Below are 25,122 nucleotides of genomic sequence, written 5' to 3' on the forward strand. Positions count from 1 at the left end.
GTTAAAAATAATTATATTTTTTTCAAAAAGTGTAGCAAAACGGTTTTCAATTCCGCTTCATTTTCAATGTGACTCATGTGTCCATCCGGAAAAGAAACCAATTCCACTTTAGTATTTTCTATTTGTTCAAGACTATCGTCGTAATTTAAAACGCCATCTTTTTTTCCTAAAATCAAAAGAATAGGATAAGGCGAAAAGTGCAACAAAACCTCTCTGTCGTTGCGAATTTTCATGCCTTCCAATGCGGCGACAATGCCTTGAAGTGGTGTTTTTAAAGCTTCGTTGCGAACTTCTTCAATTTTATCGGCTAAGCGTTCCCGATTATCTTCGCTAAATAAATTAGCAATCGACATCCGTATAAAAGCTGAATAATTTTGTTTAACTGCCAAAATTGCCCGATCTCGATTTATTTTACGTTCTTCACTATCGGCACGAGAAGTCGAATTAAGCAAAACCAATCCTTTTACATTGTCCGGATACAATTCGGCGAAAGCCAATGCCACATAACCACCCATCGAGTGCCCAATAAAAAACGCTTTCCTAACTTTGAGCTCGTGCAAAACGTGATGAACCATATCCGCCTGATCTTCCATGGTGTGGATGTAACCTAAACATTCTGTAGCTCCATGGCCTAACAAATCAATAGCAAGGACACGGTTTTTCTTTGAAAATTCATCCACAAAAGCGTTCCACATCGAAAGGTTTTCTAAAAAGCCGTGTAATAAGATAACGGCTGTTCCTTTTCCAACATCGGTATAGTTGATTTTGGTGTTTTTGTAGAGGGTTGTTTTAGATTTCAAGTTTCAGGTTTCAAGTTGGTATGGCAAAGTAAATTATAACTGAACGAAAATCCAATTTGAAATGAATAAATTAGTTTATTAAAACAGAATATCACAACTCTTTAATTTTATAATTTCCCAGTGCAGCCCGACTACATCTCTTTTCTAAAGCCAAGAAAGTAAGTCTTTTAGGATTTTTTTTTGTATTTTCGTTAATTCATTGTTTTCAATTCTATTTACTTGTGATTTCATTTTGTAAACATATTATTAATTTACAATCAAAAGCACTTTTAGTATTGCTTTTAATTTTACTTCTTCCCTTACAATCTTTGGGACAAGGCTTTGATTGGGTATATACTTCAAAAGGAGTAGTGGGTCAAAATGAATACGTTCCTAGTTCTTTGGTAAGGAATTTGGTTACCAACAGTAGTAACGATAGTTATAGTATAGGAATACATAGTGGTTATTCTGATTTTGGAGATGGTCAGGAAGAAATAGTTTTTAATACAGGTGTTCTAACTTCCGGTTTTTTAGTAAAATTAGACGAAAATAAAAATGTTGTATGGGCGAAGAATTGGAGAGTAGGGGGGACTTACTTGTTTTATTCAATAAAGTTAGATGAGAATGAAAATATTTTCATAAGTGGATATGTTATGCCCGCCGTTTCAACATTGTATTTTGATCCAAATCCTCCAAATCCAGTTTTTCAAAATATATTTTCACCAACCCACGAAGGTTTATCAAGAGATCAATATTATGGGTTTGTATTGAAATTAGATGCTCAAGGCAATTATATAGATACTATCCTATTTGAAGATACTTTAATCTATGATATTGAATTAGACAACAATAATAATATAATAGCGGTTGGACATACTATTTTATATAGTGATAATATTTTTATTGCTTATTTAGTCGAATGGGGTTACATAACCAAATTAGACAACAGCTTAACACCAATTTGGGAAAAGAAATTTGATAATCAAAATAGTAGCTCTTTTAATGGTTTTTCAGGAATTGAAGTAGATAGCCAAAATAATATCTATTGTACAGGTTTTTATCGAAATAGCTTTAGGTATGGAAGTACAGTCCTGGACCAAGTTCAATCAGAAGCAGATTCTACATCAAAGTTCATATTCAAGTTGCTTCCTAATCTTGATGAAAATTGGATTATGGATTTGTTGGATTATACTGTTTCTCAGATGAAAATCGATACATCAGATAATATTTTCTTCTCAGTCAATTACACTGAAGCTTTTTCTATTTCGTTTAACAATATAATTATAAGTGATCTACCTGCTAGCACAGACATAAGTTATAATTCGGTCTTGTTTAAAGTAGACTCAAATAGAAACCACATTTGGGATATTCCTTTATTTGGTCCTGGAGATCAAAGCCTTTTAGATTTTGATTTTAATAGTATTGGTGAATTGATTATGCCAATAAAGTCAGAGTATAATCAATTATTCTACGAGAATGTAGACACAACTGTAGAGGTAGAAAATGCGTCTGCATTATTATTGAAAGCAAACTCAAGTGGAGAATTGATTGATTATAAACGATTATTTGAAAACACGATTGAAGATGGTGTAAGTTTTAATGCAATAAATATTGATTCAGAAGACAATATACTGTTAGGAGGTTATTTTAGCAGAGAAACCGATTTTGACCCCCATCCATTTATTAATTATATTTTATCAACAGATATTTTTGAAATAGCGGATACCGGATGGTTTTTTGATGAAACAAGAGCATATGTTTTAAAACTCACCAATTGTGATATTGAACCTTTGTTTGAAGACACCTACGAATTTTGTTCCGGTACAACACCAAATCCTGTAATTGCAGACATCAAACCAAAAGCATTAAATGTAAAATGGTATAGTTCGATGGTATCTTCAACGCCTTTAAGTGATGATTTTGAAGTAGTTGATGGGCAGACTTATTATTATGAAAACATTGTTGAAAATTGTCCTAATGTAGAAAGATTACCGGTTATAATGACCATTTTCGTTCCCCCACCTCCAATTTTTAATGTTTTACAACCTTGTTATGTTGAAAATTTAATGCTTTCAGATTTAGCTATATCGGGACAAAATATAACCTTTTATGATTCGATAGGCGGAAATGCAATTACTTCTTCCACAGCAATTATTCCTGAAAACACTTATTATGTGAGCCAAACCATTAATGAATGTGAAAGTGAACGCATTCCAATCATTATTTCAGATCTTTTGGGGTCAAGTCTCAATCAACATAAAATTGTTTTTTGTATAGAGGATGAAGAGGATATTTTTGAAGTTATCAATCTTTCTGATTACAACAATTTCTTCCTTCCTTCAGGTGCATTAGAGTCTGATTTTGATTTTAGTTATCATAATTCTTTTGAGGATGCCAATGGAAATTTGAACCCAATTATCAATTATCAAAACTATCAAGTAACAAATCAAACTATTTTTATCAGAATATATTCTGAACAAAATTCTTGTTATAAAATAACGGAATTAGTCATACAATTTTCAACACCTCCAACCATCGAAAATATTATAACAGAAGATTGGACAGACAGCAATAACACGATTACCGTTTTGCCAAACGATGAAAATTTCTGGTATTCTTTAGACGGTATAACATACCAAAATAGTAATTATTTTGAAAATGTACTAGCCGGAGAATACAATATTTATATCAAAAATGAATCAAACTGCGTTGGTATAGCAGAAAAAATTTACTTACTTAATTATCCAAAGTTTTTCACCCCAAATGGCGATGGAGTTAATGATAATTGGCGAGTTAAGTTTTCTGAATTTCAAGAACTATTTCAAGTAGAAATTTATGACCGATACGGAAAATTCATTAAATCATTTGATAAAAACAGTTTCGGTTGGGATGGAAAATACAATGGAATTAATCTTCCAACAAGTGATTATTGGTTTAAAATAATCCGCATATCTGATAGTGAAATAATTTACCGAGGACATTTTTCATTGAAAAGGTAATTTTTATTTTCCACATCAAGAGCAATAGTTCTCATAAAAAAAATTTGGCTTAATCAAATTAAAGTAAATTATTACGGAATAAAAATCCTATTTTTAAGAAAAGGAATTTTGATATGAATATATTAATTGTAATAGATTTTGTGTCATTTCGACGAAGGAGAAATCACATAAAGTTATTCAGATTTTGAGATTCCTCCTTCGTCGGAATGACAACTTTGCAGACAAAAAAACGACCCACATTCCTGCAAGTCGCCTTTTAAACTCTTAAACCTTTAAACTTTTAAACCAAACTAAGCATTCATTAAAGATTCAATCTCCTCAACCTCAATAGGAATATTCCGCATCAAATTAAACGGCTCACCACTTTTTTGAATCACCACATCATCTTCCAAACGAATACCAAAACCTTCTTTTGGAATATAAATACCGGGTTCAACTGTAAAAACCATATTGGCTTGCATTGGTTCGTGCAACAATCCGTAATCGTGCGTGTCCAATCCTAAATGATGAGAAGTTCCGTGCATAAAATATTTTTTATAAGCAGGCCATTCCGGGTTTTCATTTTGCACATCAGCTTTGTCCAACAGACCTAAATTTAATAATTCGGAAGTCATTATTTTACCAACTTCCAAATGATACTCTTTCCACAAAGTTCCGGGAATTAATAATTTTGTAGCTTCATTTTTTACATTCAAAACCGCATTATAAACGGCCTTTTGACGGTCGTTAAATTTGCCTGAGACTGGAATCGTTCTAGTCATATCGCTTGAATAATTGGCATACTCCGCACCTACATCCAACAAAATCAAATCACCAGCTTTACATTGCTGATTGTTTTCAATATAATGTAAAACATTCGCATTATTGCCAGAAGCAATAATCGGTGTATAGGCAAATCCTTTCGAACGATTTCGGATGAATTCGTGAGCAAATTCCGCTTCAATTTCATATTCCATCACATTCGGCTTCACAAAAGATAGCACTCTGCGGAAACCTTTTTCAGTCAAATCACACGCTTTTTGCAACAAGTCAATTTCTTCACTTTCTTTCACCGAACGCAAACGTTGCAAAATCGGATTGCTTTTTTCTACTTTATGAGCCGGATAATTTTCTTTCCACCATTTAGTAAAACGAGCCTCACGGGTTTCCGTTTCAATCGAAGCACGATAATGTTCGTTCGTGTTGATGTACATCGTATCCGAATAAGCCATCACTTCTTTCAAAATCTTATGAAAATCACTCAACCAATACACCGATTTAATACCCGAAACTTCAAAAGCACGGTCTTTAGTGAGTTTTTCGCCTTCCCAAACGGCTATGTGTTTGTTGGTTTCTCTCAAAAATAAAATCTCTTTTAAGTGAGCATACGGTGCATCGGGAAACAAAAGCAAAATACTTTCTTCTTGATCTACGCCGGACAAATATAAAATGTCACGGTGTTGTGCAAACGGCAAAGTCGTATCGGCACTAACCGGATAATTATCATTAGAATTAAAAATCGCCACACTGTTTGGCTTCATCTGAGCGATAAATTTTGCTCGGTTTTTTATGTATAAATTTCGATCAATCGGATGGTATTTCATATCAGGAAAATTGTAAATTAAATAATTTCAAAAATAACAAGAATACAACGATTTGCTGTTAATTCAACGATAAAATTTTGTCAACAGCTTAGTTATGACTAATTTTCCGTACTAAAATTAATCAAATGAGGAATAAACGCGTCGGTTTTGTTTGGCTTCTCTTTTTTGTTTCCTTTTCATGGGCTCAAAATGCCACTGTTTCAAATGAAAATTCTTTTGTAAAAAACATTGCTTTTCAAAGTGTTGGACCAACCATCATGAGCGGAAGAGTGGTGGATGTAGATGTAAATCCCAATAATCCAATCGAATTTTATGTGGCTTATGCATCGGGCGGACTTTGGTATTCCAACAACAACGGAATGAGTTTTGAAACTGTAATGGATTCTTCGCCTACTCAAAACATTGGAGAAATTGCCGTAGATTGGAAAACCGGAACCATTTGGGTAGGAACCGGCGAACACAATGCCTCTCGTTCTTCGTATGCAGGAATCGGAATTTTAAAATCTTCTGATAAAGGAAAATCTTGGAAAAATATGGGTTTGACCGACAGTCATCACATCGGAAAAATCGAAATTAATCCGAATAATTCCAATGAAATTGTAGTTGGCGTGACCGGACATTTGTATTCAAAAAATACTGAAAGAGGAATTTACAAATCAACCGATGGCGGAAATTCATGGAAGCAAACACTTTTTATTGATGATGAAACCGGAATAATTGATATTTCTGTTTCGCCAAAAAATTTCAATATTCAATATGCTGCAGCTTGGAAGAAAGACCGAAAAGCATGGAATTTTTTAGGAAACGGATCTTCTTCCGGAATTTATAAAAGTGAAGATGGTGGAAATTCGTGGAAGCTGATTTCTACTTCAGAAAGTGGTTTTCCAACCGGAGAAGGTGTGGGCAGAATTGGTCTGGCTGCTTTTGATAACCAAATTGTTTATGCGGTTTTAGATAATCAATTTAATCGACCCAAAAATGAAGAAAAGAAAAACAATTTGCCAACCATGTTTAGCGTTCCGGGCGATGTTTTTATGCAAATTTCTGATAAAGAAATCAACACCGTTTTAAAAAAGCACGGACTTACCGAGAAATATCGTGCACAAAACCTTAAAAACATGGTTAGTAAAGGCGAGATGTTGCCGGAGGAAGTAAAAAACATTATTTCTGATGCTAATAAAGCCTTGTTTGAAACTGAAGTAATTGGTGCAGAAATCTATAAATCAATCGATGGCGGAAAAACATGGAAAAAAACACATACCGATTTTATTGATGATTTCTTTTATACTTACGGATATTATTTTGGAAGAATTTCTGTAGATCCTTCCAATTCTGATAAACTTTATATCTCAGGAGTACCTTTGATTAAGTCGGACGATGGCGGAAAAACCTTTGTTTCCATCAATCGGGAAAATGTACATTTGGATCATCATATTGTATGGGTAAATCCAAAAAAACCAGGTCATTTAGTTAACGGAAATGATGGAGGATTGAATATTTCGTATGATGACGGAGCCAATTGGATAAAATGCAATCCGCACGGAGTGAGTCAGTTTTATTCAGTGAGCGTAGATTATCAAAAACCATATAACATTTATGGTGGAATGCAGGATAACGGTGTTTGGGTTGGCCCGAGTAATTATAAGTACAACGTAGAATGGCATCAAGAAGGAAAATATGCCTATGAAAGTTTAATGGGAGGCGATGGCATGCAAACACAAATTGACCGAAGAAATCCTGACATCGTTTTTACCGGTTTTCAGTTTGGAAATTATTATAGAATTGACCGAAGCAAAAAGGAAACCAAATACATTTCACCTAAAGCAAAAAAAGACGAAAAACCGTTACGTTTCAATTGGCAAACACCGATTTTGTTGTCTTCGCATAACCAAGATATTTTGTATATGGGTTCCCAATATCTTCACCGTTCTTTTGATCAAGGGGAAACGTGGACACAAATTTCTTCGGATTTAACACAAGGTGGAAAAGAAGGAAATGTTGCTTATGGAACGCTCACCACCATTAGCGAAAGCAAACAACAATTTGGAGTGATTTATGCGGGAAGTGATGATGGTTTAGTGCATATTTCGAAAGACGGCGGTGTGAATTGGCAGAATATTTCAACTACTTTTCCAAAAGATTTATGGGTTTCCAGAGTCGTGGCTTCGACTCACAAAAACGAACGAGTTTATGTCACTTTGAATGGTTATCGTTGGGATGATTTTAAACCGTATGTTTATTTTTCCGATGATTTCGGGCAAACGTGGAATTCTATTGCTCCAAAATTTGAAACGCTTTCTGTAAATGTGTTAGTGGAAGATAATGTAAATCCGAATATTTTGTATTTGGGTTCTGATAATGGTGTATATATTTCATTCGATCAAGGGAAAAACTGGCAAACCTTCAACAACGGAATGCCTCCGGTTGCCGTTCATGACATGGTTATTCAAACCGAAGCTCATGATTTGGTGGTTGGAACGCACGGAAGATCGATTTATAAAGTGAATTTGAAGTCAATTCAGCAATTGAATGAAGAAACGTTAGCTTCAGATCTAAAAATATTTTCAGTTGATAATCTTGCTCATTCTGATTTCTGGGGAAGCACTTGGAGTAAATGGCTGCCTGCCAATGAGCCAAAAATAGATGTAGATTATTACTTAAAAAATCAAGGCGAAGTGACAATTCAAGTAATTCACGAAAACGGAATTGTTGTTTTCGAAGAAAAACAAACTGCATCAACCGGAATAAATCAATGGAACTACGACGTTGAAATTTCAAAAACCGGAATCGAAAAATGGAAGAAAAAAGATAAGAAAATTATTTTAACCGAATCAAAAAACGGAAAAACGTATTTAATTCCCGGAAAATATCAAATCAAAATCACACAAGGAAAAATTTATCAATCCACTCCTTTTGAAATCATAAAAAATGAAAGAAATAATAAAGAATAATTTTTTAAGTAAATATCTGTTAGTGAGGTTTTTATTGTTGTTAATATCAGCATCTTCATTCGCCCAAAACAAATCACCTTACCAAGTTTTCGATAAAAACGGCAAAAAATCATCCTATGAAAAAATCCTAAAAGCTGCTGAAAAATCAGAACTTGTTTTGTTTGGTGAACACCATGATAATTCAATCGTACACTGGTTGCAACTAGAATTGACAAAAGATTTAGCCGAAAAAAAGCCTTTAGTTTTAGGAGCAGAAATGATTGAAGCCGATAATCAAAAGCAGCTTAATCAATATTTGAATGACGAAATAGATCAAAAAAAATTCGACACAACCGCTCGACTATGGAACAATCACAAAACTGATTACAAACCACTAGTTGATTTTGCGAAAGCAAAAAAATTCCCTTTTATCGCCACAAATGTGCCAAGACGATATGCGAGTGTCGTTTTTAAAAAAGATTTTGCAGGTTTAGACGATTTATCCGATGAAGAAAAAAGTTGGATTGCTCCATTACCAATTCCGTTTGATATTAATTTGCCCGGATATCAAAAAATGTTGGAAATGATGGGTGGTCATGCCGGAGAAAAAATGCCAAAAGCCCAAGCAATCAAAGATGCAACGATGGCTCATTTTATCGTTCAAAACCTAAAAAACGGCACTATTTTTGTGCATTATAATGGAACGTATCACAGTGATTTTTTTGAAGGAATCAATTGGTATGTAGATCAATACCGTAAAAACACCAAAATTATTACAATTGCTACGGTTGAACAAAAAGAGTTAAGTAAATTAGAACAAGAACATTACAATAAAGCCGACTTTATTCTCGTTATAGACGAAGATGTGACCAAAACCTACTAAGATGACCAAACTGATTAAATTGACTTCTGTACTTTTTCTCTTAGCGATAAGTTACGGATTTTTCTCTTGTAGTTCCGAAGACGGACCTGCTGAACCGGCTAATTTAATCATCAAAATTAAGTTTGATCCAAATCAAATGAGGTTGAATAATTTAGGACAACCTTCGGTTATTCCCAATGGAAATGCAGCTCAAACACCTGATATGAAAAGCATTAGTGCTCATTATTTAGAACTAGCACCTTCGGCAACTACATTATTAGGACAAGGAAAAGTGCTTTATCATGCTCCTGAAACTGATTTAGGCGGAGCGATGGCGATTGATTTCAGTCAAGCAAAAATTGTGGGTCAAAATGAGGTTTTTCTAACCATTCCCATCACAGCACAAATGGCAGGATCATATGAATGGGTTCGACTTTCATTATCATATCAAAGTGGAAAAATTCAGGTTTTTAGTCAAGGAACAACTTATACTGGAACTTTAGATAGTTTTTTAGGCTATAATACTTACATAGGTTCTCATAGTATTGGCAATAATGTTTTTCCAGTAAATGCAAATAGATTGCAAGGTTATTGGGCTTTTGCTTTAGATTCGTTTCCGTATATGACTTCCGGACAAGCTCCTCCTGGTGCAACGACTGTGCCAAATCCATTGTTTCAAACATCTCCGGTTCCTCAAGGTTCTTGTGTGGTAACCGGAAAATTTGAAAATAATTTAACCTTAGTTGGTAATGAAACCTCTGATGTTGTGGTAACATTATCTCTTTCGATAAACAATAGTTTTGAATGGACAGAAGTAAACAATGACGGAAAATATGAGCCTTCAGCTGGCGAAAATGTTGTGGATATGGGTTTAAGAGGCATGATTCCAAGTTATATTAGATAAAATCGTTTAATGATTTAATGAAATAGCATCCCTTTGTTGCTATAATTTCTAAACACTTGTTAATCCTTCTTTAAAATCACTTTAAATTAGAACGAAAAGGTTGTAGTTATTGTCAAATAGCTGTAAATTTGTGTGAAATTTTTAAAAATTTATTTACACAACATTATGGCAAAATCTGCACTTTTAAAGTCATCCATCGGAAAAAAATACTGGATGGCTCTTACGGGTTTATTTTTATGCTTGTTTTTAGTAGGTCATTTGGCGGGTAATTTACAATTATTGATGCCAAATAGTCAATTGCAGTTCAATCAGTATGCATTGTTTATGACTTCTAATCCGGCAGTAAAAATTCTTTCTTATCTCACTTACATTTCAATTTTATTCCATGCTATTGATGGAATTCTTTTGGCAATTCAAAACAAAAAAGCTCGACCGGTGGGTTATGCAAAATCTAATCCATCTGCAAATAGTAGTTTTGCTTCACGAAACATGGCTATTCTAGGAACATTGGTTTTAGTTTTTATCGCCACACACATGATTAATTTTTGGGCAAAAATGCATTTTGATGAAAACATGCCTTTGATGACTCAACCAGTTCAAACGGCTCCTGGAACCAAGGCTGATTATTTTGTAGGTAGAAGTGTAGGTCAGTTTTATCCTTTAGATCAAGTAAAATTGCCTGGCGAGCCTGCTCCACCCGACGGTGTAATACCTAAGCAACTTGAAGTGAGAAACGGTACAGATGTATACAGTATTAATGCAAATGTTAAAGTTGGTGAACTTTATAAAGATTTACATAAAATTACATTCGACTTCTTCAAAAGCAAAAACAAATTGTTTGGAGTAATTCCGAACGAAGGTTTATTTTTTACATTATTTTATGTTTTTTCGATGATAGTCTTAGCTTTTCACTTATGGCACGGATTCCAAAGTGCATTTCAATCGTTAGGATTAAATAGTCCAAAATGGACACCAATCATCAAATTTGCAGGAAAAGCTTTTGCGGTAATTGTACCATTGTTGTTTGCAATTATCCCGCTGTATATTCATTTTAGTAAATAATCAACATCAGAAATATATTATGAAGTTAGATTCAAAAATACCGGAAGGTCCAGTTGCTCAAAAGTGGACAAACCACAAAAATCATTTAAAATTAGTTGCACCAAATAACCGTCCAAAAATTGATATTATTGTAGTTGGAACCGGTTTAGCCGGAGCTTCTGCAGCCGCTTCTTTTGGAGAAATGGGTTATAATGTAAGTGCTTTTTGTTTTCAAGATTCACCTCGAAGAGCTCACTCTATTGCTGCTCAAGGTGGAATTAACGCTGCTAAAAATTATCAAAACGATGGGGATAGTGTTTACCGACTTTTTTATGATACGATAAAAGGTGGCGATTACCGTGCTCGTGAAGCAAACGTGCATCGTTTAGCCGAAGTTTCAGGAAGCATCATCGACCAATGTGTGGCTCAAGGTGTTCCTTTTGCTCGTGAATATGGCGGAATGTTAGACAACCGTTCCTTCGGAGGAACTCAAGTACAACGTACGTTTTATGCAGCAGGTCAAACAGGACAACAATTATTATTAGGAGCTTATTCAGCTTTATCAAGACAAATCGGATTAGGTCGTGTAAAAATGTACAACCGCCATGAAATGTTAGAATTGGTAAAAGTTGACGGAAAAGCTCGAGGAATTATTGCTAGAAACTTAATCACCGGAGAATTAGAAAGACATTCAGCTCACGCTGTAATCATAGCATCAGGAGGTTACGGAAACGTATATTTCCTTTCAACCAATGCAATGGGAAGTAACGTAACTGCGGGTTGGAAAATCCATAAACAAGGAGCGTTATTCGCAAATCCTTGTTATGTGCAAATTCACCCAACGTGTATTCCGGTTCACGGCACCAATCAGTCAAAATTAACGTTGATGTCAGAATCATTGCGTAATTCCGGTCGAATTTGGGTTCCAAAAAAGAAAGAAGATGCAGAAGCAATTCGTTCAGGAAATTTAAAACCAACGCAAATTGCAGAAGAAAATAGAGATTATTTCTTAGAAAGAAGATATCCTGCTTTTGGAAACTTAGTTCCTCGTGACGTAGCTTCCAGAGCCGCCAAAGAACGTTGCGATGCCGGTTTCGGAATTGAAGCCAATGATACAAACGAAGGAGTTTACCTTGATTTCTCTACAGAAATTAAAAACAAAGGAAAACAAGCCGCTTATGCTCAAGGAAATCACAACCCTTCCGAAGAAGAAATAATCAAGTTAGGTAAAAAATGGTTGGAAGAAAAGTACGGTAACTTATTCACAATGTACCAAAAAATTACCGACGAAAATCCGTATGAAACACCAATGAAGATTTATCCGGCGGTTCACTACACAATGGGAGGTGTTTGGGTAGATTATAATTTGATGTCAACCATTCCGGGTTGTTTTGTGGCAGGAGAGGCAAATTTCTCTGATCACGGAGCAAACAGACTAGGTGCTTCCGCTTTAATGCAAGGTTTAGCCGATGGGTATTTTGTTTTACCTTATACAGTTTCCAATTATTTAGCCGATGAAATCAGAACCGGAAAAATTTCGACTGATTTACCTGAGTTCGCTGAAGCAGAAAACAACGTTAAAAAATTAATTGATAAATTTTTAAACAATAACGGTTCCAAAACAGTTGACCATTTCCACAAACGTTTAGGTTTAATTATGTGGAATAAAGTTGGTATGGGAAGAAACGAACAAGGTTTAAAACAAGCCATTTCTGAAATTGCTCAACTTAAAGAAGAATTCTACAGCGATGTTTTTGTTCCGGGAACTTCAGACGAATTAAATCCAGAATTAGAAAAAGCTCTACGTGTAGCCGATTTTATCGAACTCGGACAATTAATGGCAATGGATGCATTGCAACGAAACGAATCTTGCGGAGGTCACTTCCGAGAAGAATATCAAGATGCCGAAGGCGAAACATTACGTGACGATGAAAACTTCAAATTTGTGGGTGCTTGGGAATACAAAGGTTCAGACATTTCAAAATCAGAGCTACACAAAGAAGAATTGAAATACGAAGAAATCAAAATTGCAGCTAGAAATTATAAATAAGATACTATGAGTGCAGCAAAAAATATAAATATTACCCTTAAAATTTGGCGTCAAAAAAATGCTAAAACTAAAGGTGGAATCGAAACATATAAACTAGATAATGTTTCAACAGCCAGTTCGTTTTTGGAAATGTTAGACCAGTTAAATGAGCAATTAGTAAACGATAGAAAAGAACCAGTTGCCTTTGATCACGATTGTCGCGAAGGAATCTGCGGAAGCTGTTCGCTGTACATCAACGGACGTGCTCACGGACCAGATACCGGTATCACCACCTGTCAGTTACACATGCGAATGTTTAATGATGGCGATACTATTTTTGTAGAACCATGGAGAAGTAAAGCTTTCCCGGTAATTAAAGATTTAGTGGTGGACAGAACCGCTTTTGACCGAATTCAACAAGCTGGTGGTTTTGTATCTGTAAACACTTCAGGAAACACCATTGACGCAAATACAATTCCGGTTCCAAAGCACGATGCTGATAATGCTTTTATGGCAGCAGCTTGTATTGGTTGTGGAGCATGCGTTGCAACTTGCAAAAATGGATCTGCCATGTTATTTGTTGGAGCAAAAGTTTCACAATATGCACTTTTACCACAAGGTAAAGTAGAAGCTACTGAACGAGTTTTAAATATGGTTCGCCAAATGGACGAAGAAGGATTTGGAAACTGTACCAATACTGGTGCTTGTGAGATTGAATGTCCAAAGGGAATTTCACTAGAAAATATAGCTAGAATGAACCGCGAATATTTGAAAGCGAGTTTATAATTTTAGTAAAAAATAGTAATTAGCATAGAAAAAACGCATCTTATTCGAGATGCGTTTTCTTTTCTTCGCTAACCAAACTTTCTAAGTAAGAAGCAAAATTTTCTTCGTGTTGAACGTTTAATTTTTTTCGCACTCGATACCGAGCATTTTCTACTCCACGGATTGAAATACTTAGTAATGGGGCTATTTCTTTATTACTCAAATCCATTTTCACAAAAGCACACAAACGCAATTCTCTTTTGGTTAAGGATGGATTTAGTTCTTTCAGTTTTTCAAAGAAATTGTGGTTTACTTTCTCAAAATTCACATCAAAAATTTCCATAAATTCTTCGCCAATTTTGTTTTGATGAAGTTTTTGAAACATATTACCAATTCTTTTTCTAAAGTCATCATTTTTATTGATTTCACGCAAACTTTTTAAATCCAATTGAAGATCACTAAACAATTCCTTCTTCTGACTTAATAGAAGGGTGTAATTGGCAAGTTGTTTACTTTTCTCGATAACATCTTCTTCAAGGTGAATTTTTGCGGCGTTTATTTTTTCTTTTTCGCGTAATAATTTAAGCTGTTCTAATTCTAGTTCTAAGAGTTTTTTGGTTTTTTCAGCTTCAATTCTTGCTTTGATTCTTTCTCGTTCAATTTTTTTCTTAACCAAAATCCAAACTATATAAATAAATAAAATAAAAGAGGCAATGTAAAGAAAAAACGCAAAATTTGTTTGATACCATTTAGGAACAATGGTAAATTTATAACTCGTTTCTTTTCCTAAAATTCCGGATAAATTTCTACTTTTAATTTTAAAAATATAATCGCCAGGGTTTAAATGGGTAAATTCTTTGTAGGACGAATTTTGCCAACCCGACCAATTTTTATCAATAGGTTCTAGCTTGTAGCTAAATTGAATTTGTGTACCTTTTGTCATTTCAGGAGCTGCAAATTCAAAACGCAATAAGGCTGTTTTATTAGGTAATTCAATTGACGAATTGCTTTTTATTGTTGCTAAAAAAGGTTTTTGATTGGTGTTGTACTTTACCGCAGTTAAATGAGTAGGCACAACAGCGTTGGTGGTATTATTTTTTAGATTATAAAAAAACAAACCAAGATTTGAACCAAATAACACTTGATTTTCAGACAGCGGAATAATGCACTCCATACCACGATTAAAATAGCCTTTGAGGTTTAAAAATAAATCTTTATTTAGCGATTTATTTTTGCTTTTAGTAAAAAAATAGCCAGCTTCATCATTTAGAACAAACCATGTTTTTGAGCCACGTGTAATTAATTTTCGAGTGTTTTTAGTTGGGTCAAGAATTTTATTCAACTTATCATAAGGAAGAAACTTGTTTTGTTCGTGGTTGTATTGAAAAATTCCATTATTGGTTGTAAAAACAATTTCATTTTCCCACCGAACCACATTAACGTTATAAAATGATTTTAAGCCATTTTTATCAGTAAAATGCTCCACGGCTATGGCTTTTGTGTAATCAGTATTTAAATGCACTTTAAAAACACCCTGATAGCCATGACAAATCCAATATGTGTTCTTTTCATCAGATAAAATAATGTCTCTCGCCGATTCTTCAAATCCTGAAATCTTATGTAAAAGTTTCCATTCTGAATTGTTTTTTTCTAAAAGATATAATCCGGTATAGCATGAGGCTAGGTATTTATTTGGATTTCCTTCAATTGGCGTAACTTTCCAAAAACCGCTTTCTGTTCCAATTCTTTTTGGAACTAAATCCTTCAATACAAATAAACCATCGTTGTGAGAAATAATTATGTCATCATTTACCAACTGAATTGACCACGTTTGACCTTGTAATTCATTAATTTTAGAAAAAGAATAATATGTCTCAGAATTTGATTCAAAAGTAGTATCGGCATAAAAAACTCCTGAATTTGTAGCCAAATAGATTTTCGAATCATGAATTAAAACATCATACACAGAAGCTTTGTCAAACAAATTGATAAAAGGCGGATTAAAATCCATATAAGACAATCCATTATTTGTAATAACCCAATAATTGCTTTTGGATTTAAAGAGATTATGAATAGCAACGTTTTTTAAGCTTCTGTAGGATGGATTACTTTTGTGAATAATTCCTGTAGAAATATTAAACTCAATAATTTTAGAAGCTAACGTTCCTACCATAATGGTCTTGCTGTCTTTTCGAATAGCTTTTGAAATTTGATCCGGACTACTGGATTCAAACAAACTAAACCACTTTTCAACAGAAAAGGTTTTTACATTGCTTTTGTAGATGTTACCTGACTTTGAAAACAAAATAATTTCGTCTGACTTATTTGATTCAAGCATAGAAGCTATTTCTTCATCATTAAATTTGTTTGTTTCAAACAAGAGATTTAATTCTTTATTTTTAAGATTGTATTGATAAATACCAAATTTAGCATCCTGAACATAAAAATTGCCATTAAGAACGGCAGAGTTTATAAAGGATGCATTTGCAGGTATAAACAAAGCGGTTTTTCCTTTAATGAGAATTAATCCGTTAAACGTTCTGCAAATAATATATTCACCAAGTTCGTGAATTTGCCAAATGTTTTCTATGTGTTTATTTGAAAGATGTAGTTCATTCATTAACGAATGATAATAATATTGTCCTTTTTTATCTTTTTGTAAAGTACCAAATTCGTTATAACCACCAGCGAAAATTTTTCCTGATTTCGATTTTAATAAGCTTCTAACAGAAGAATTGTTAGGCAAGTTAATTTTATTCCAACGGTTTCCATCAAAAAAAACAGCTCCATCGTTATTGCCAAAAATCATTACTCCATCATTGTCTTCACACGCTGCCCAAAATTGCGGATCAGCATTAAAATTTGACCGATTAAAATTGGTCACTTTTGCTATAGGATTAATTTTTAACTCATTATAATTTGCATTTTGAGAAAAAACAGCACAATTTACTAGCAATAAAAAACCGGCTAAAAGTTGAAAAATGGTTTTCAAGTGTGTCATTAATTAAATTATGAAAGAAAAATTCTAAAAATTTCATCAAAAATAGTAAAAAATTTAAAATTTAGTGTAATATTTTTATAATTTAAACAATTGAATTTTAATTTATTACAAAATTAAGTGAAGGAAAAGTGTATATAAATTTGAGTTTGATGAGATACAAGTGTATAAAGCATTGTTAATGTGGTGTTAATATCCAATAATTTTAAGCTGCTATTAAAACGAAAACGTTGGAGTAGATTTTAAAATTGTATTACTCATAATTATAAGGTATGTTTTTTTAGAATTCTTTACTTTTTTGAGAAATAGCAAAAGCAAAAACTAACAAATTATTTAAACAACCAAAATTTATGAAATTCAGCAAGTATTTAAGCATGCTTTTTCTCTTTGCTTTTTCAATGATTACTGCTCAAAACATTGAAATTAAAGGGAAGGTAACGGATGGTGCGGGTAATCTCCCTTTGCCAGGCGTTAACGTTGTAGTGAAGAACACAACAAGGGGAACTACAACCGACTTTGATGGTAATTACATGATCAAAGTCAATCCAAATGAAATTTTAGTGTTTTCTTTTGTCGGCTATGAGTCTCAAGAGATAGCCGTTTCTGAAAACAAAACAATCAACGTAACTTTAAATGAAGAAAATAAATCTCTTGACGAAGTGGTCGTTGTGGGTTACGGTACACAAAAGAAAAGTGTTGTAACAGGTGCAATATCAAGCCTAAAAGCAAAGGATATTGAGAAGATTCCTAACAGTGGTCGTGTTGAACAAACTTTACAAGGAAGAACTTCAGGTGTTATAATTGCAAGCAATTCTGGTCAGCCTGGTACTGCCGCAACCGTTCGTGTACGCGGTATAACAACGTTTGATACCTACGGAGGTAACAATCCGCTTTGGGTAATTGATGGAGTAATTGTTGAATCCTCCGGAATTGGTTATATTAACCAAAACGATATTGAGTCAATTGAAGTTCTAAAAGATGCCGCTTCATTAGCAATTTATGGTTCTAGAGCTGCTTCCGGTGTAATTTTAATTACAACAAAAAAAGGAAAATCAGGTAAGATTAGTGTAAATTATACTGGATTTGCAGGTACCTCTTCCGCATCAAAAAAATTAGAAATGCTTAATGCTACTGAATATGGTGCTTTAATGAATGAACGATCTGTTGCTAGTGGTGGTAATCTTATTTTTACGGATTTATCCTCATTAGGAAGAGGGACCGATTGGCAATCTCAAATATTTGATGATTCTGCAAAGCGTTCTTCACATGAAGTGAGTGTAAGTGGCGGTAACGATAAATCAACTTTCTATTTATCTTTTGGATTAATAGACCAAGAAGGGATTGTGTTACCGGAAATTTCAAATTTCAACAAGAAAAATATTCGTATTAACTCTACACACAAAATATCAGAATATTTCACTGTAGGTCAAACATTAGGTTATTCTCATCAAAAATCTGTTGGTATCGGAAATACAAATAGTGAGTTTGGTGGACCTTTGAGTTCTGCTATCAACTTAGATCCAATTACACCAGTAATTGAAACTGATCCAGTTCTAATTAATCAAACACCTTATTCTTCTAATCCTGTTATTAGAGATGGATTTGGAAATCCTTATGGAATTTCAAATTTTGTGGGTCAGGAAATGACAAACCCATTAGCGTATGCTCAAACTAGATTAGGACATTTTGGATGGTCTGATGATTTTGTTGGAAATGCTTTCCTTGAAATCACAACACCAATAGAGGGTTTAAAAATAAGAAGTTCACTAGGTGGTAAAATGGCATATTGGGGCGGTCAAGGTTTTACACCGGAATATTATTTGAATGCTTCTGTATTAACATTACAAAATAATTACAGTAGAAACATGCACAAAACTTTTGGTTGGAATATTGAAAACACAATTTCCTACACAAAAACTTTTGATAAACATAATTTCGAAGTATTATTTGGACAAGGTGCTTATGTTGATAACATAACCAGTGGTAGTAGCACAACTTATTTTGATTTGCCAATTAATAACTATCAAGACGCATCTTTCAATTTTGACTTACCTGCAGATAATAAAGTGGGAACTACATATGATAGTAATGAACACAGACTTTCTTCAATTTTTGCTCGATTAAATTATAACTACGATGAAAAGTATATTTTTTCCGGAATTATAAGGAGAGATGGTTCAACCCGATTTGGTAAAAACAATAAATATGGAAATTTTCCATCTTTCTCTGTTGGATGGAATATTTCTAACGAAGAATTTTGGAAAGAAAATAAATTTGTTAATACCTTTAAACTAAGAGTAGGTTATGGTATTACAGGTAATGACGGTATTCCGGATTTTGGATATGCGGCATTAATTAATGGAGGTAGAAATTATACCTTTGGAGCAGATGGAATCGTTATTTGGACAGGATATAGCCCAAGTGCACCAGACAATCCAGATTTAAAATGGGAAGAAACCTCGCAATTAAACATTGGCTTTGATTCTAAATTAGCAAACGATTTTACATTAAGTATTGAGTATTATCTTAAAAAAACTAGTGGAATCCTTCAATATGTTACGATTCCTGGGTATGTTGGAGCAACAGGTGATCCACTTGGAAACGTAGCTGATATGGAAAACAGCGGTTTAGAATTTGAATTAGGCTACAGAAAAAAAATTGGAGAATTGAACGTTTCTGCCACTGCAGTTTTTTCAGCACTCAAGAATGAAGTTACCTATTTGGGCTTTGGTAAAGAATTTATTACTACTGGTCAAGCAGGTTTTCAATCAATGGGGGCAATCACAAGGACACAAGTAGGAGAAGCCTATAATTCATTTTTCGGATATCAAACAGCCGGAATTTTCCAAAATATGGACGAAGTAAATGCGTATACTAATTCAGATGGCGGATTAATTCAACCGAATGCTCAGCCGGGAGATTTTAGATGGACTGATGCTAATGGTGATGGAACAATTACTGAGGATGATAAAGTGTTCTTAGGAAGCCCTCTTCCAAAATATACCTATGGTCTAACCCTTAATTTTGACTACAAAGGATTTGACTTAATGACTTTTTTCCAAGGTGCAGGAGGAAATAAAATATTTAAAGCATTAAGAAGACTTGATATTCAAAACGCAAATTACCAAACAGATGCTTTGTCAAGATGGCATGGTGAAGGAACTTCAAATAGTTACCCTAGATTGACAAACAATGATGCGAATGGAAACTTCACAAACCCTTCGGATTTCTATTTGGAAGATGGTGATTATTTACGATTAAAAGTTGTACAGCTTGGATATACAATTCCAAGTCAATTGTCTAATAGAATTGGAGCAGAAAGGGTTCGATTATTTATGACAGCAGAAAACTTATTAACGCTAACAAAATATACCGGATATGACCCTGAAATTGGAGGGAATATTATGGGTATAGACAGAGGTTACTATCCCCAAGCAAGATCATTTATGCTTGGTGTTAATCTTCAATTTTAATAAAAATGATTATGAAAAGATTTAATTTAAAAAAAGGTGTACTGGGAATCTTATTTTTTAGTGCAGTAATGAGTTGTTCAGACGACTTTGTTGAAATAGAACCTCAAGGTGTGTTTTCATCTGAGAATTATTATTCTAATGAGGAAGAGGCTTTTAGCGGTTTAGTATCTGTTTATGATATTTTGAGAAAGCAATCCGGTGGATTTGAAAATATGATTGCCATGATGAATGCTGGTTCAGATGACAATTATGCCGGTGGAGGTAGTTCTACAGATGGGGTTGGAATTCAGTCCTTTTCAAATTTTACAATCAATACAAATACAATTCCGCGTAGTTTTTGGAGTGATTATTATCAAGGTATTTTCAGAGCAAATGTCTTGCTCCTTAGAATCCCAGCAGCTGATATGGATGACAACTTAAGAAACCAATACATTGCGGAAGCAAGAGCTCTACGTGGAATCTATTATTTTGAATTGGTTAGAATGTTCAAAAATATTCCTTTAATAACAACTCCACTAGACCCAAGTGAGTTTTTAACAGTACCACAAGCTGATCCTTCAGCTGTTTATGCTCAAATTGAAGAAGATTTATTATTCTCAATTGATTATTTACCCTCAACAATTTCAAATATGGGTACTGAAGCCGGAAGATTAACCAAAGGTGCTGCTCAGGCTATGTTAGGCAAAGTATTTTTATTTCAATCTAAAAATGCTTTGGCAGCAGAACAATTAGCACAAGTAAATGGAACACCTGGTTTAACAAACCAATACGGAAACAAATTGTTAGACAACTTTGGTGATTTATGGTTAGTGGCCAATAAGTATAACGAAGAATCTATTTTGGAAGTAGCCCACACCAATGTTGGTCTTTCCGGTTGGGGTAACTGGGGAAGTGGTACCGACGAAGGAAATTCATTGAATGTTATGGTTGGTCCAAGAGGGTATACTAAAATAGGTGTTTCAGCACCAGACTTACCTTCGGGATGGAGTTTTAATGTATTTACACAAGATTTTTATGACTTTATGGTGGGTGATCCTCGTTTTGAAGCTACTGTTCTTGATTTAAAAACATTAAAAGAAAACGGAGAAGTAGATTATATTGCCGGATTTCAAGACACAGGTTATTTCCTAAACAAATTTGTTCCTAGACAAGCAGATGTGCATACCGGAGCCGGTGATGCCGTTTTAAATTACAGACAAAATACTTACATGATTCGTCTAGCAGATACTTATTTGCTTGAAGCAGAAGCGTTAGGAGCAACAGGAGCAAGAGCTCAAGCATTGTTAGATGCTGTTAGAGCACGCGTTGGATTGCCTTCTGTACCGGTTTCTTTAAATGCAATTAAAGATGAAAGAAGAAAAGAACTTGCCGGAGAAGGACATCGTTTCTTTGACTTAGTACGATGGGGAGATGCGGCCGCAAAATTATCCTCAAGAGGATTTGTAGCCGGTAAAAACGAAATTTTCCCGATTCCTTATCAAGAATTAGAAAATACAGCAATTATTCAAAATCCACAATATAACTAACATATACAGACCATGAAAAATATAAAAAGCATATTATTGTTGTTAGTTGCTGTATTTGCAACAAGTTGTTCAGAAGACAGTATTAGTGACGATTTATCATCCGTAGATTCATCTCAACCGAATAATATTAACTCTACTCTCCAAATCAGTAATGATAATTCAGGAGAAGTTAAAATTACACCAACCGGAAACGATGCAACATTCTTTACTGTCGATTTTGGTGATGGAACTTCAGAACCGGTAACACTTTCTGCAGGTGAAAACGTAACGCACGTTTATCCGGAAGGAAGTTATACTGTAAAAATAAATGCAACAAGCATTACAGGTTTTGAAACAGAAAGTTTAATTCCGTTTCAAATTATCTACAGAGCTCCTGAAAATATAGAAACTACAAAAATCATAGAAGGCTACAACCTTACCGTATCTGCTACTGCCGATTTTGCTAACGGTTTTTTGGTTTACTATGGTGATGTTGCAAATGAAACCGGAACACCAATGGCGGTTGGACAAACACTTCCTCCACACACCTATCCGGCTGCGGGAAGTTATCAGCTTAAAGTAGTAGCCTTAAGTGGAGGTGTAGCAACTTCTGAATTAATAGAAGAAGTTATTATTTTTGATCCATTTGAATTACCAATAACTTTTGAAAGTGATTTTGTAAATTACTTTTTTGGAACCTTTGGCGATGTAACTTTTGCAAAAGTTGATAATCCAAATCCATCAGGGTTAAACACAAGTGCAAAAGTTGGTCAATATACCAAACCAATGAATGTTCCTAATTGGAGCGGAACTTATAGCCCTCTTGATAATCCGATTGATTTTGCTAACGGAAATAAAATAAAAGTTTTAGTTCACGCTTCTGAAGTGGGTAAAATGCTCAATGTTGAATTAGAATGGGCTGTGGGAGGAAATCCTGCAAACGGAGTAGCTGTTGTAAAAGTAGCCAACACTGTAGCCAACCAATGGGAAGAACTAACATTCGATTTTAGCACAATTGCCGGAATTCCTGCCGATGCTCAATTTACTCAACTTGTTTTGCGTTACAACGATGCAGATAATGGTGCAGGAGAAGTTATATACTTAGATAATATCAGATTAACAAATTAATGAAAGCTATGAAAACAAAAATTTTATATTTGATTTCTTTCCTCACGGTTGGAATTGGATTCACAAATTGTGCCGAAGAAGAGTATTCTCTCGGTGATTTAAACGCACCAACAAATCTGGTTATAAACACAGAAGTTGTTGGTCAAAATGCAGAAAATCCGGATGGTGATGGTTCTGGAGATGTGATCATTAGTGTAACTGCCGATGGAGCCATTGGTTATAAAATTCATTACGGCACGTCTGATCAAACAGAGCTTGTCAATTTATATCCTACAACGATAACTAAAAGATATTCTGCAACGGGAACCTATTTAATCACAGTAGTAGCCTATGGAAGTGGTGGTTCATCTACCACTGCTACAAAGGAAATTAGCGTTAGAAGTGATTTTGACGTTGAACCAGAAATTGTAACCTATTTAACCAACAATTCATCAAAAACATGGGTAGTAGATAAAGATGTTCCGGGTCATTTAGGCGTTGGTCCTTGGGAAGGTTCTTCTACTCCGGAATGGTGGTCTTCTGCAATTGATGAAAAAGTAGCGTGTTGCAATTGTTTTTACACATCAACATTTACATTTAGCTATTTGGCAGGCTCAAATTCTTACCAAATTAATGTTGCAACACCAGATGGAGCTTTCACAAAAACCGGTGCTCTTTCTTCTATTCCTGGTATTCCAGCTTCTGGAGATGAAGGATGTTACAGTTATGGAGGAGCAGTTACTCCTTTTACATTTACAGGGGCCACTTCAGGAATTGCTGATTCAACTCAAACTGTCATACTTTTAGGAGGATCTACCAGTTTCATCGGCTACGGAGCTTTACAAAAAGGCTACGAAATCATTGAATTAACAGAAAACTACATGTACCTAAGAGTGCAAGGAACAGAAACAGGAAATGCTTGGTATCTTAAATTGAAGCCAGCTCTTTAATAAACTCAAAATGCCCAATCATTAATGGGTTGGGCGTTTTTTTAATAAAATTTACTATGAAACAATTTCTTTCCTTTATCCTCATTATTACAAGTGCATTTTTTGCCTGTAGCAGCGATAGTAGTTCGTCTGAGAACAGTAATATGCCTAAAAATTTGCAACTTACAGCTAATGTTGTAGGTGCCGATGCAAACAATCCCAACGGAGATGGTTCCGGAAAGGTAGTGTTTAGCTTTTCTGCCGAAAATGCAACAAATTATAAATTGAATTTGGGTAACGGTCAAGTTATTGAATCGCAATCAAATACATATACACATACACATACGTATACAGGTAGTGGAATTTCTACCTACGAAGTTTTTGTTTCTGCCTATAACGGAACAGATTTTATATCAAAATCAATAACAGTAACCGTTTTTGTAGCTTCTTCGATGATTTGGTCAGAAGAATTCAACGTTAACGGTGCTCCTAACAGTGCATATTGGGGCTACGATTTAGGAACAGGCGGCAATGGATGGGGAAACAACGAATCGCAATATTATACCAACAGACCGGAAAATGTAATTGTGGAAGACGGTCATCTAAAAATTAAACTAATCAAAGAAAATTATAGCGGAAGCCAATATACTTCTGCACGAATTAAAACACAAAATAAATTTTCGTTTCGATACGGGAAAGTAGAAATCAAGGCAAAATTGCCTTCTGGCGGTGGAACTTGGCCTGCTTTATGGATGCTTGGAGACAACATCTCAACTGCGGGTTGGCCTGGCTGTGGTGAAATTGACATAATGGAACACGTTGGGAATAGTCAAAACCTTATTCACGGAACGCTACACCACCCGGGTCATTCTGGTGGAAATGGCGACAGTGGAAGTGTTACAGTTCCAAATGTTTCTTCAGAATTTCATCTTTACACAGTAGACTGGAGAGCATCATCCATTAAATTTTATGTTGATAATCAATTGTTTTATACTTTTTCTAATAATAGTAATTTACCATTCAATCAAAACTTCTTTCTGATTATAAATTGTGCCATGGGTGGAAATTTTGGAGGAGCAATCGATCCAAATTTTACACAATCCGTTTTTGAAGTCGATTATATCAGAATTTATCAATAATACAGTTTGTTTTGAGTTAGTTATTTTTCCTTGAAAAAAATGCTTCTGCAGCAATACGGAAGCATTTTAAGGAGAAATT

General features: G+C 34.4%; 15 protein-coding genes. 12 read left to right on the plus strand and 3 right to left on the minus strand.

Going from position 1 to position 25,122, the window contains the following annotated elements:
• Window positions 1-11: 11 nt before the first annotated feature.
• Window positions 12-800, minus strand: coding sequence for an alpha/beta fold hydrolase (locus tag AC23MC_RS09490; RefSeq protein WP_487568106.1), 789 nt, complete (start codon window positions 798-800; stop codon window positions 12-14).
• 275 nt (window positions 801-1,075) lie between these two features.
• On the opposite strand from AC23MC_RS09490, the gene AC23MC_RS09495 reads away from it, so the two are divergent.
• Window positions 1,076-3,778: a T9SS type B sorting domain-containing protein gene (locus AC23MC_RS09495; RefSeq protein ID WP_487568105.1), complete on the plus strand. Its 2,703-nt coding sequence runs from the start codon at window positions 1,076-1,078 to the stop codon at window positions 3,776-3,778.
• 290 nt (window positions 3,779-4,068) lie between these two features.
• Here AC23MC_RS09495 and AC23MC_RS09500 read toward each other — a convergent pair whose 3' ends face one another.
• Window positions 4,069-5,361 carry an aminopeptidase P family protein gene (locus AC23MC_RS09500; RefSeq protein WP_487568104.1) on the minus strand — a complete coding sequence of 431 codons (1,293 nt, stop codon included), beginning with the start codon at window positions 5,359-5,361 and terminating at the stop codon, window positions 4,069-4,071.
• Between the two features lie 125 nt (window positions 5,362-5,486).
• On the opposite strand from AC23MC_RS09500, the gene AC23MC_RS09505 reads away from it, so the two are divergent.
• From AC23MC_RS09505 to AC23MC_RS09530, 6 genes are all read left to right on the plus strand, one after another.
• On the plus strand, window positions 5,487-8,312 hold the full coding sequence (locus AC23MC_RS09505; RefSeq protein WP_487568103.1) for a WD40/YVTN/BNR-like repeat-containing protein: 2,826 nt from the start codon (window positions 5,487-5,489) through the stop codon (window positions 8,310-8,312).
• Window positions 8,290-9,174 carry a ChaN family lipoprotein gene (locus tag AC23MC_RS09510; protein WP_487568102.1) on the plus strand — a complete coding sequence of 295 codons (885 nt, stop codon included), beginning with the start codon at window positions 8,290-8,292 and terminating at the stop codon, window positions 9,172-9,174. Before AC23MC_RS09505 ends, AC23MC_RS09510 begins: the two co-directional genes overlap by 23 nt.
• 1 nt (window position 9,175) lies before the next feature.
• Window positions 9,176-10,057 carry a hypothetical protein gene (locus AC23MC_RS09515; protein ID WP_487568101.1) on the plus strand — a complete coding sequence of 294 codons (882 nt, stop codon included), beginning with the start codon at window positions 9,176-9,178 and terminating at the stop codon, window positions 10,055-10,057.
• A 165-nt stretch (window positions 10,058-10,222) separates the two neighbouring features.
• Window positions 10,223-11,119 (plus strand): succinate dehydrogenase cytochrome b subunit, encoded by an 897-nt coding sequence (locus AC23MC_RS09520; protein WP_487568100.1) that lies wholly within the window; start codon window positions 10,223-10,225, stop codon window positions 11,117-11,119.
• A gap of 19 nt (window positions 11,120-11,138) precedes the next feature.
• Window positions 11,139-13,148 carry a fumarate reductase/succinate dehydrogenase flavoprotein subunit gene (locus AC23MC_RS09525; protein WP_487568099.1) on the plus strand — a complete coding sequence of 670 codons (2,010 nt, stop codon included), beginning with the start codon at window positions 11,139-11,141 and terminating at the stop codon, window positions 13,146-13,148.
• Between the two features lie 6 nt (window positions 13,149-13,154).
• Window positions 13,155-13,913: a succinate dehydrogenase/fumarate reductase iron-sulfur subunit gene (locus AC23MC_RS09530; RefSeq protein WP_248436140.1), complete on the plus strand. Its 759-nt coding sequence runs from the start codon at window positions 13,155-13,157 to the stop codon at window positions 13,911-13,913.
• Window positions 13,914-13,953: 40 nt separating this feature from the next.
• Here AC23MC_RS09530 and AC23MC_RS09535 read toward each other — a convergent pair whose 3' ends face one another.
• Entirely contained in the window at window positions 13,954-16,893 is a 2,940-nt protein-coding gene (locus AC23MC_RS09535; RefSeq protein WP_487568098.1) for a helix-turn-helix and ligand-binding sensor domain-containing protein, read from the minus strand.
• Window positions 16,894-17,240: 347 nt separating this feature from the next.
• Here AC23MC_RS09535 and AC23MC_RS09540 point away from each other — a divergent pair, with 347 nt between their 5' ends.
• From AC23MC_RS09540 to AC23MC_RS09560, 5 genes are read left to right on the plus strand one after another with little or no spacing between them, the layout of a single operon-like run.
• Entirely contained in the window at window positions 17,241-20,363 is a 3,123-nt protein-coding gene (locus AC23MC_RS09540; protein ID WP_487568097.1) for a SusC/RagA family TonB-linked outer membrane protein, read from the plus strand.
• 11 nt (window positions 20,364-20,374) lie between these two features.
• Window positions 20,375-21,889 carry a RagB/SusD family nutrient uptake outer membrane protein gene (locus AC23MC_RS09545; RefSeq protein ID WP_487568096.1) on the plus strand — a complete coding sequence of 505 codons (1,515 nt, stop codon included), beginning with the start codon at window positions 20,375-20,377 and terminating at the stop codon, window positions 21,887-21,889.
• A gap of 12 nt (window positions 21,890-21,901) precedes the next feature.
• A complete protein-coding gene (locus tag AC23MC_RS09550) occupies window positions 21,902-22,996 on the plus strand; it encodes a PKD domain-containing protein (RefSeq protein WP_487568095.1) in 1,095 nt (364 codons plus the stop codon).
• A gap of 8 nt (window positions 22,997-23,004) precedes the next feature.
• On the plus strand, window positions 23,005-23,925 hold the full coding sequence (locus tag AC23MC_RS09555; protein WP_487568094.1) for a hypothetical protein: 921 nt from the start codon (window positions 23,005-23,007) through the stop codon (window positions 23,923-23,925).
• 56 nt (window positions 23,926-23,981) lie between these two features.
• A complete protein-coding gene (locus tag AC23MC_RS09560) occupies window positions 23,982-25,043 on the plus strand; it encodes a glycoside hydrolase family 16 protein (RefSeq protein ID WP_487568093.1) in 1,062 nt (353 codons plus the stop codon).
• Window positions 25,044-25,122 lie beyond the last annotated feature (79 nt).

Source organism: Flavobacterium sp. T50_26, assembly GCF_057652995.1.

What these genes read in the sequence shown, in the direction of transcription:
- AC23MC_RS09550 (WP_487568095.1), top strand. Translation starts at nt 21,902, where the DNA reads ATGAAAAATATAAAAAGCATATTATTGTTGTTAGTTGCTGTATTTGCA.
- AC23MC_RS09515 (WP_487568101.1), top strand. Translation starts at nt 9,176, where the DNA reads ATGACCAAACTGATTAAATTGACTTCTGTACTTTTTCTCTTAGCGATA.
- AC23MC_RS09535 (WP_487568098.1), bottom strand. Translation starts at nt 16,893, where the DNA reads ATGACACACTTGAAAACCATTTTTCAACTTTTAGCCGGTTTTTTATTG.
- AC23MC_RS09545 (WP_487568096.1), top strand. Translation starts at nt 20,375, where the DNA reads ATGAAAAGATTTAATTTAAAAAAAGGTGTACTGGGAATCTTATTTTTT.
- AC23MC_RS09510 (WP_487568102.1), top strand. Translation starts at nt 8,290, where the DNA reads ATGAAAGAAATAATAAAGAATAATTTTTTAAGTAAATATCTGTTAGTG.
- AC23MC_RS09500 (WP_487568104.1), bottom strand. Translation starts at nt 5,361, where the DNA reads ATGAAATACCATCCGATTGATCGAAATTTATACATAAAAAACCGAGCA.
- AC23MC_RS09530 (WP_248436140.1), top strand. Translation starts at nt 13,155, where the DNA reads ATGAGTGCAGCAAAAAATATAAATATTACCCTTAAAATTTGGCGTCAA.
- AC23MC_RS09540 (WP_487568097.1), top strand. Translation starts at nt 17,241, where the DNA reads ATGAAATTCAGCAAGTATTTAAGCATGCTTTTTCTCTTTGCTTTTTCA.
- AC23MC_RS09520 (WP_487568100.1), top strand. Translation starts at nt 10,223, where the DNA reads ATGGCAAAATCTGCACTTTTAAAGTCATCCATCGGAAAAAAATACTGG.
- AC23MC_RS09560 (WP_487568093.1), top strand. Translation starts at nt 23,982, where the DNA reads ATGAAACAATTTCTTTCCTTTATCCTCATTATTACAAGTGCATTTTTT.
- AC23MC_RS09525 (WP_487568099.1), top strand. Translation starts at nt 11,139, where the DNA reads ATGAAGTTAGATTCAAAAATACCGGAAGGTCCAGTTGCTCAAAAGTGG.
- AC23MC_RS09505 (WP_487568103.1), top strand. Translation starts at nt 5,487, where the DNA reads ATGAGGAATAAACGCGTCGGTTTTGTTTGGCTTCTCTTTTTTGTTTCC.
- AC23MC_RS09555 (WP_487568094.1), top strand. Translation starts at nt 23,005, where the DNA reads ATGAAAACAAAAATTTTATATTTGATTTCTTTCCTCACGGTTGGAATT.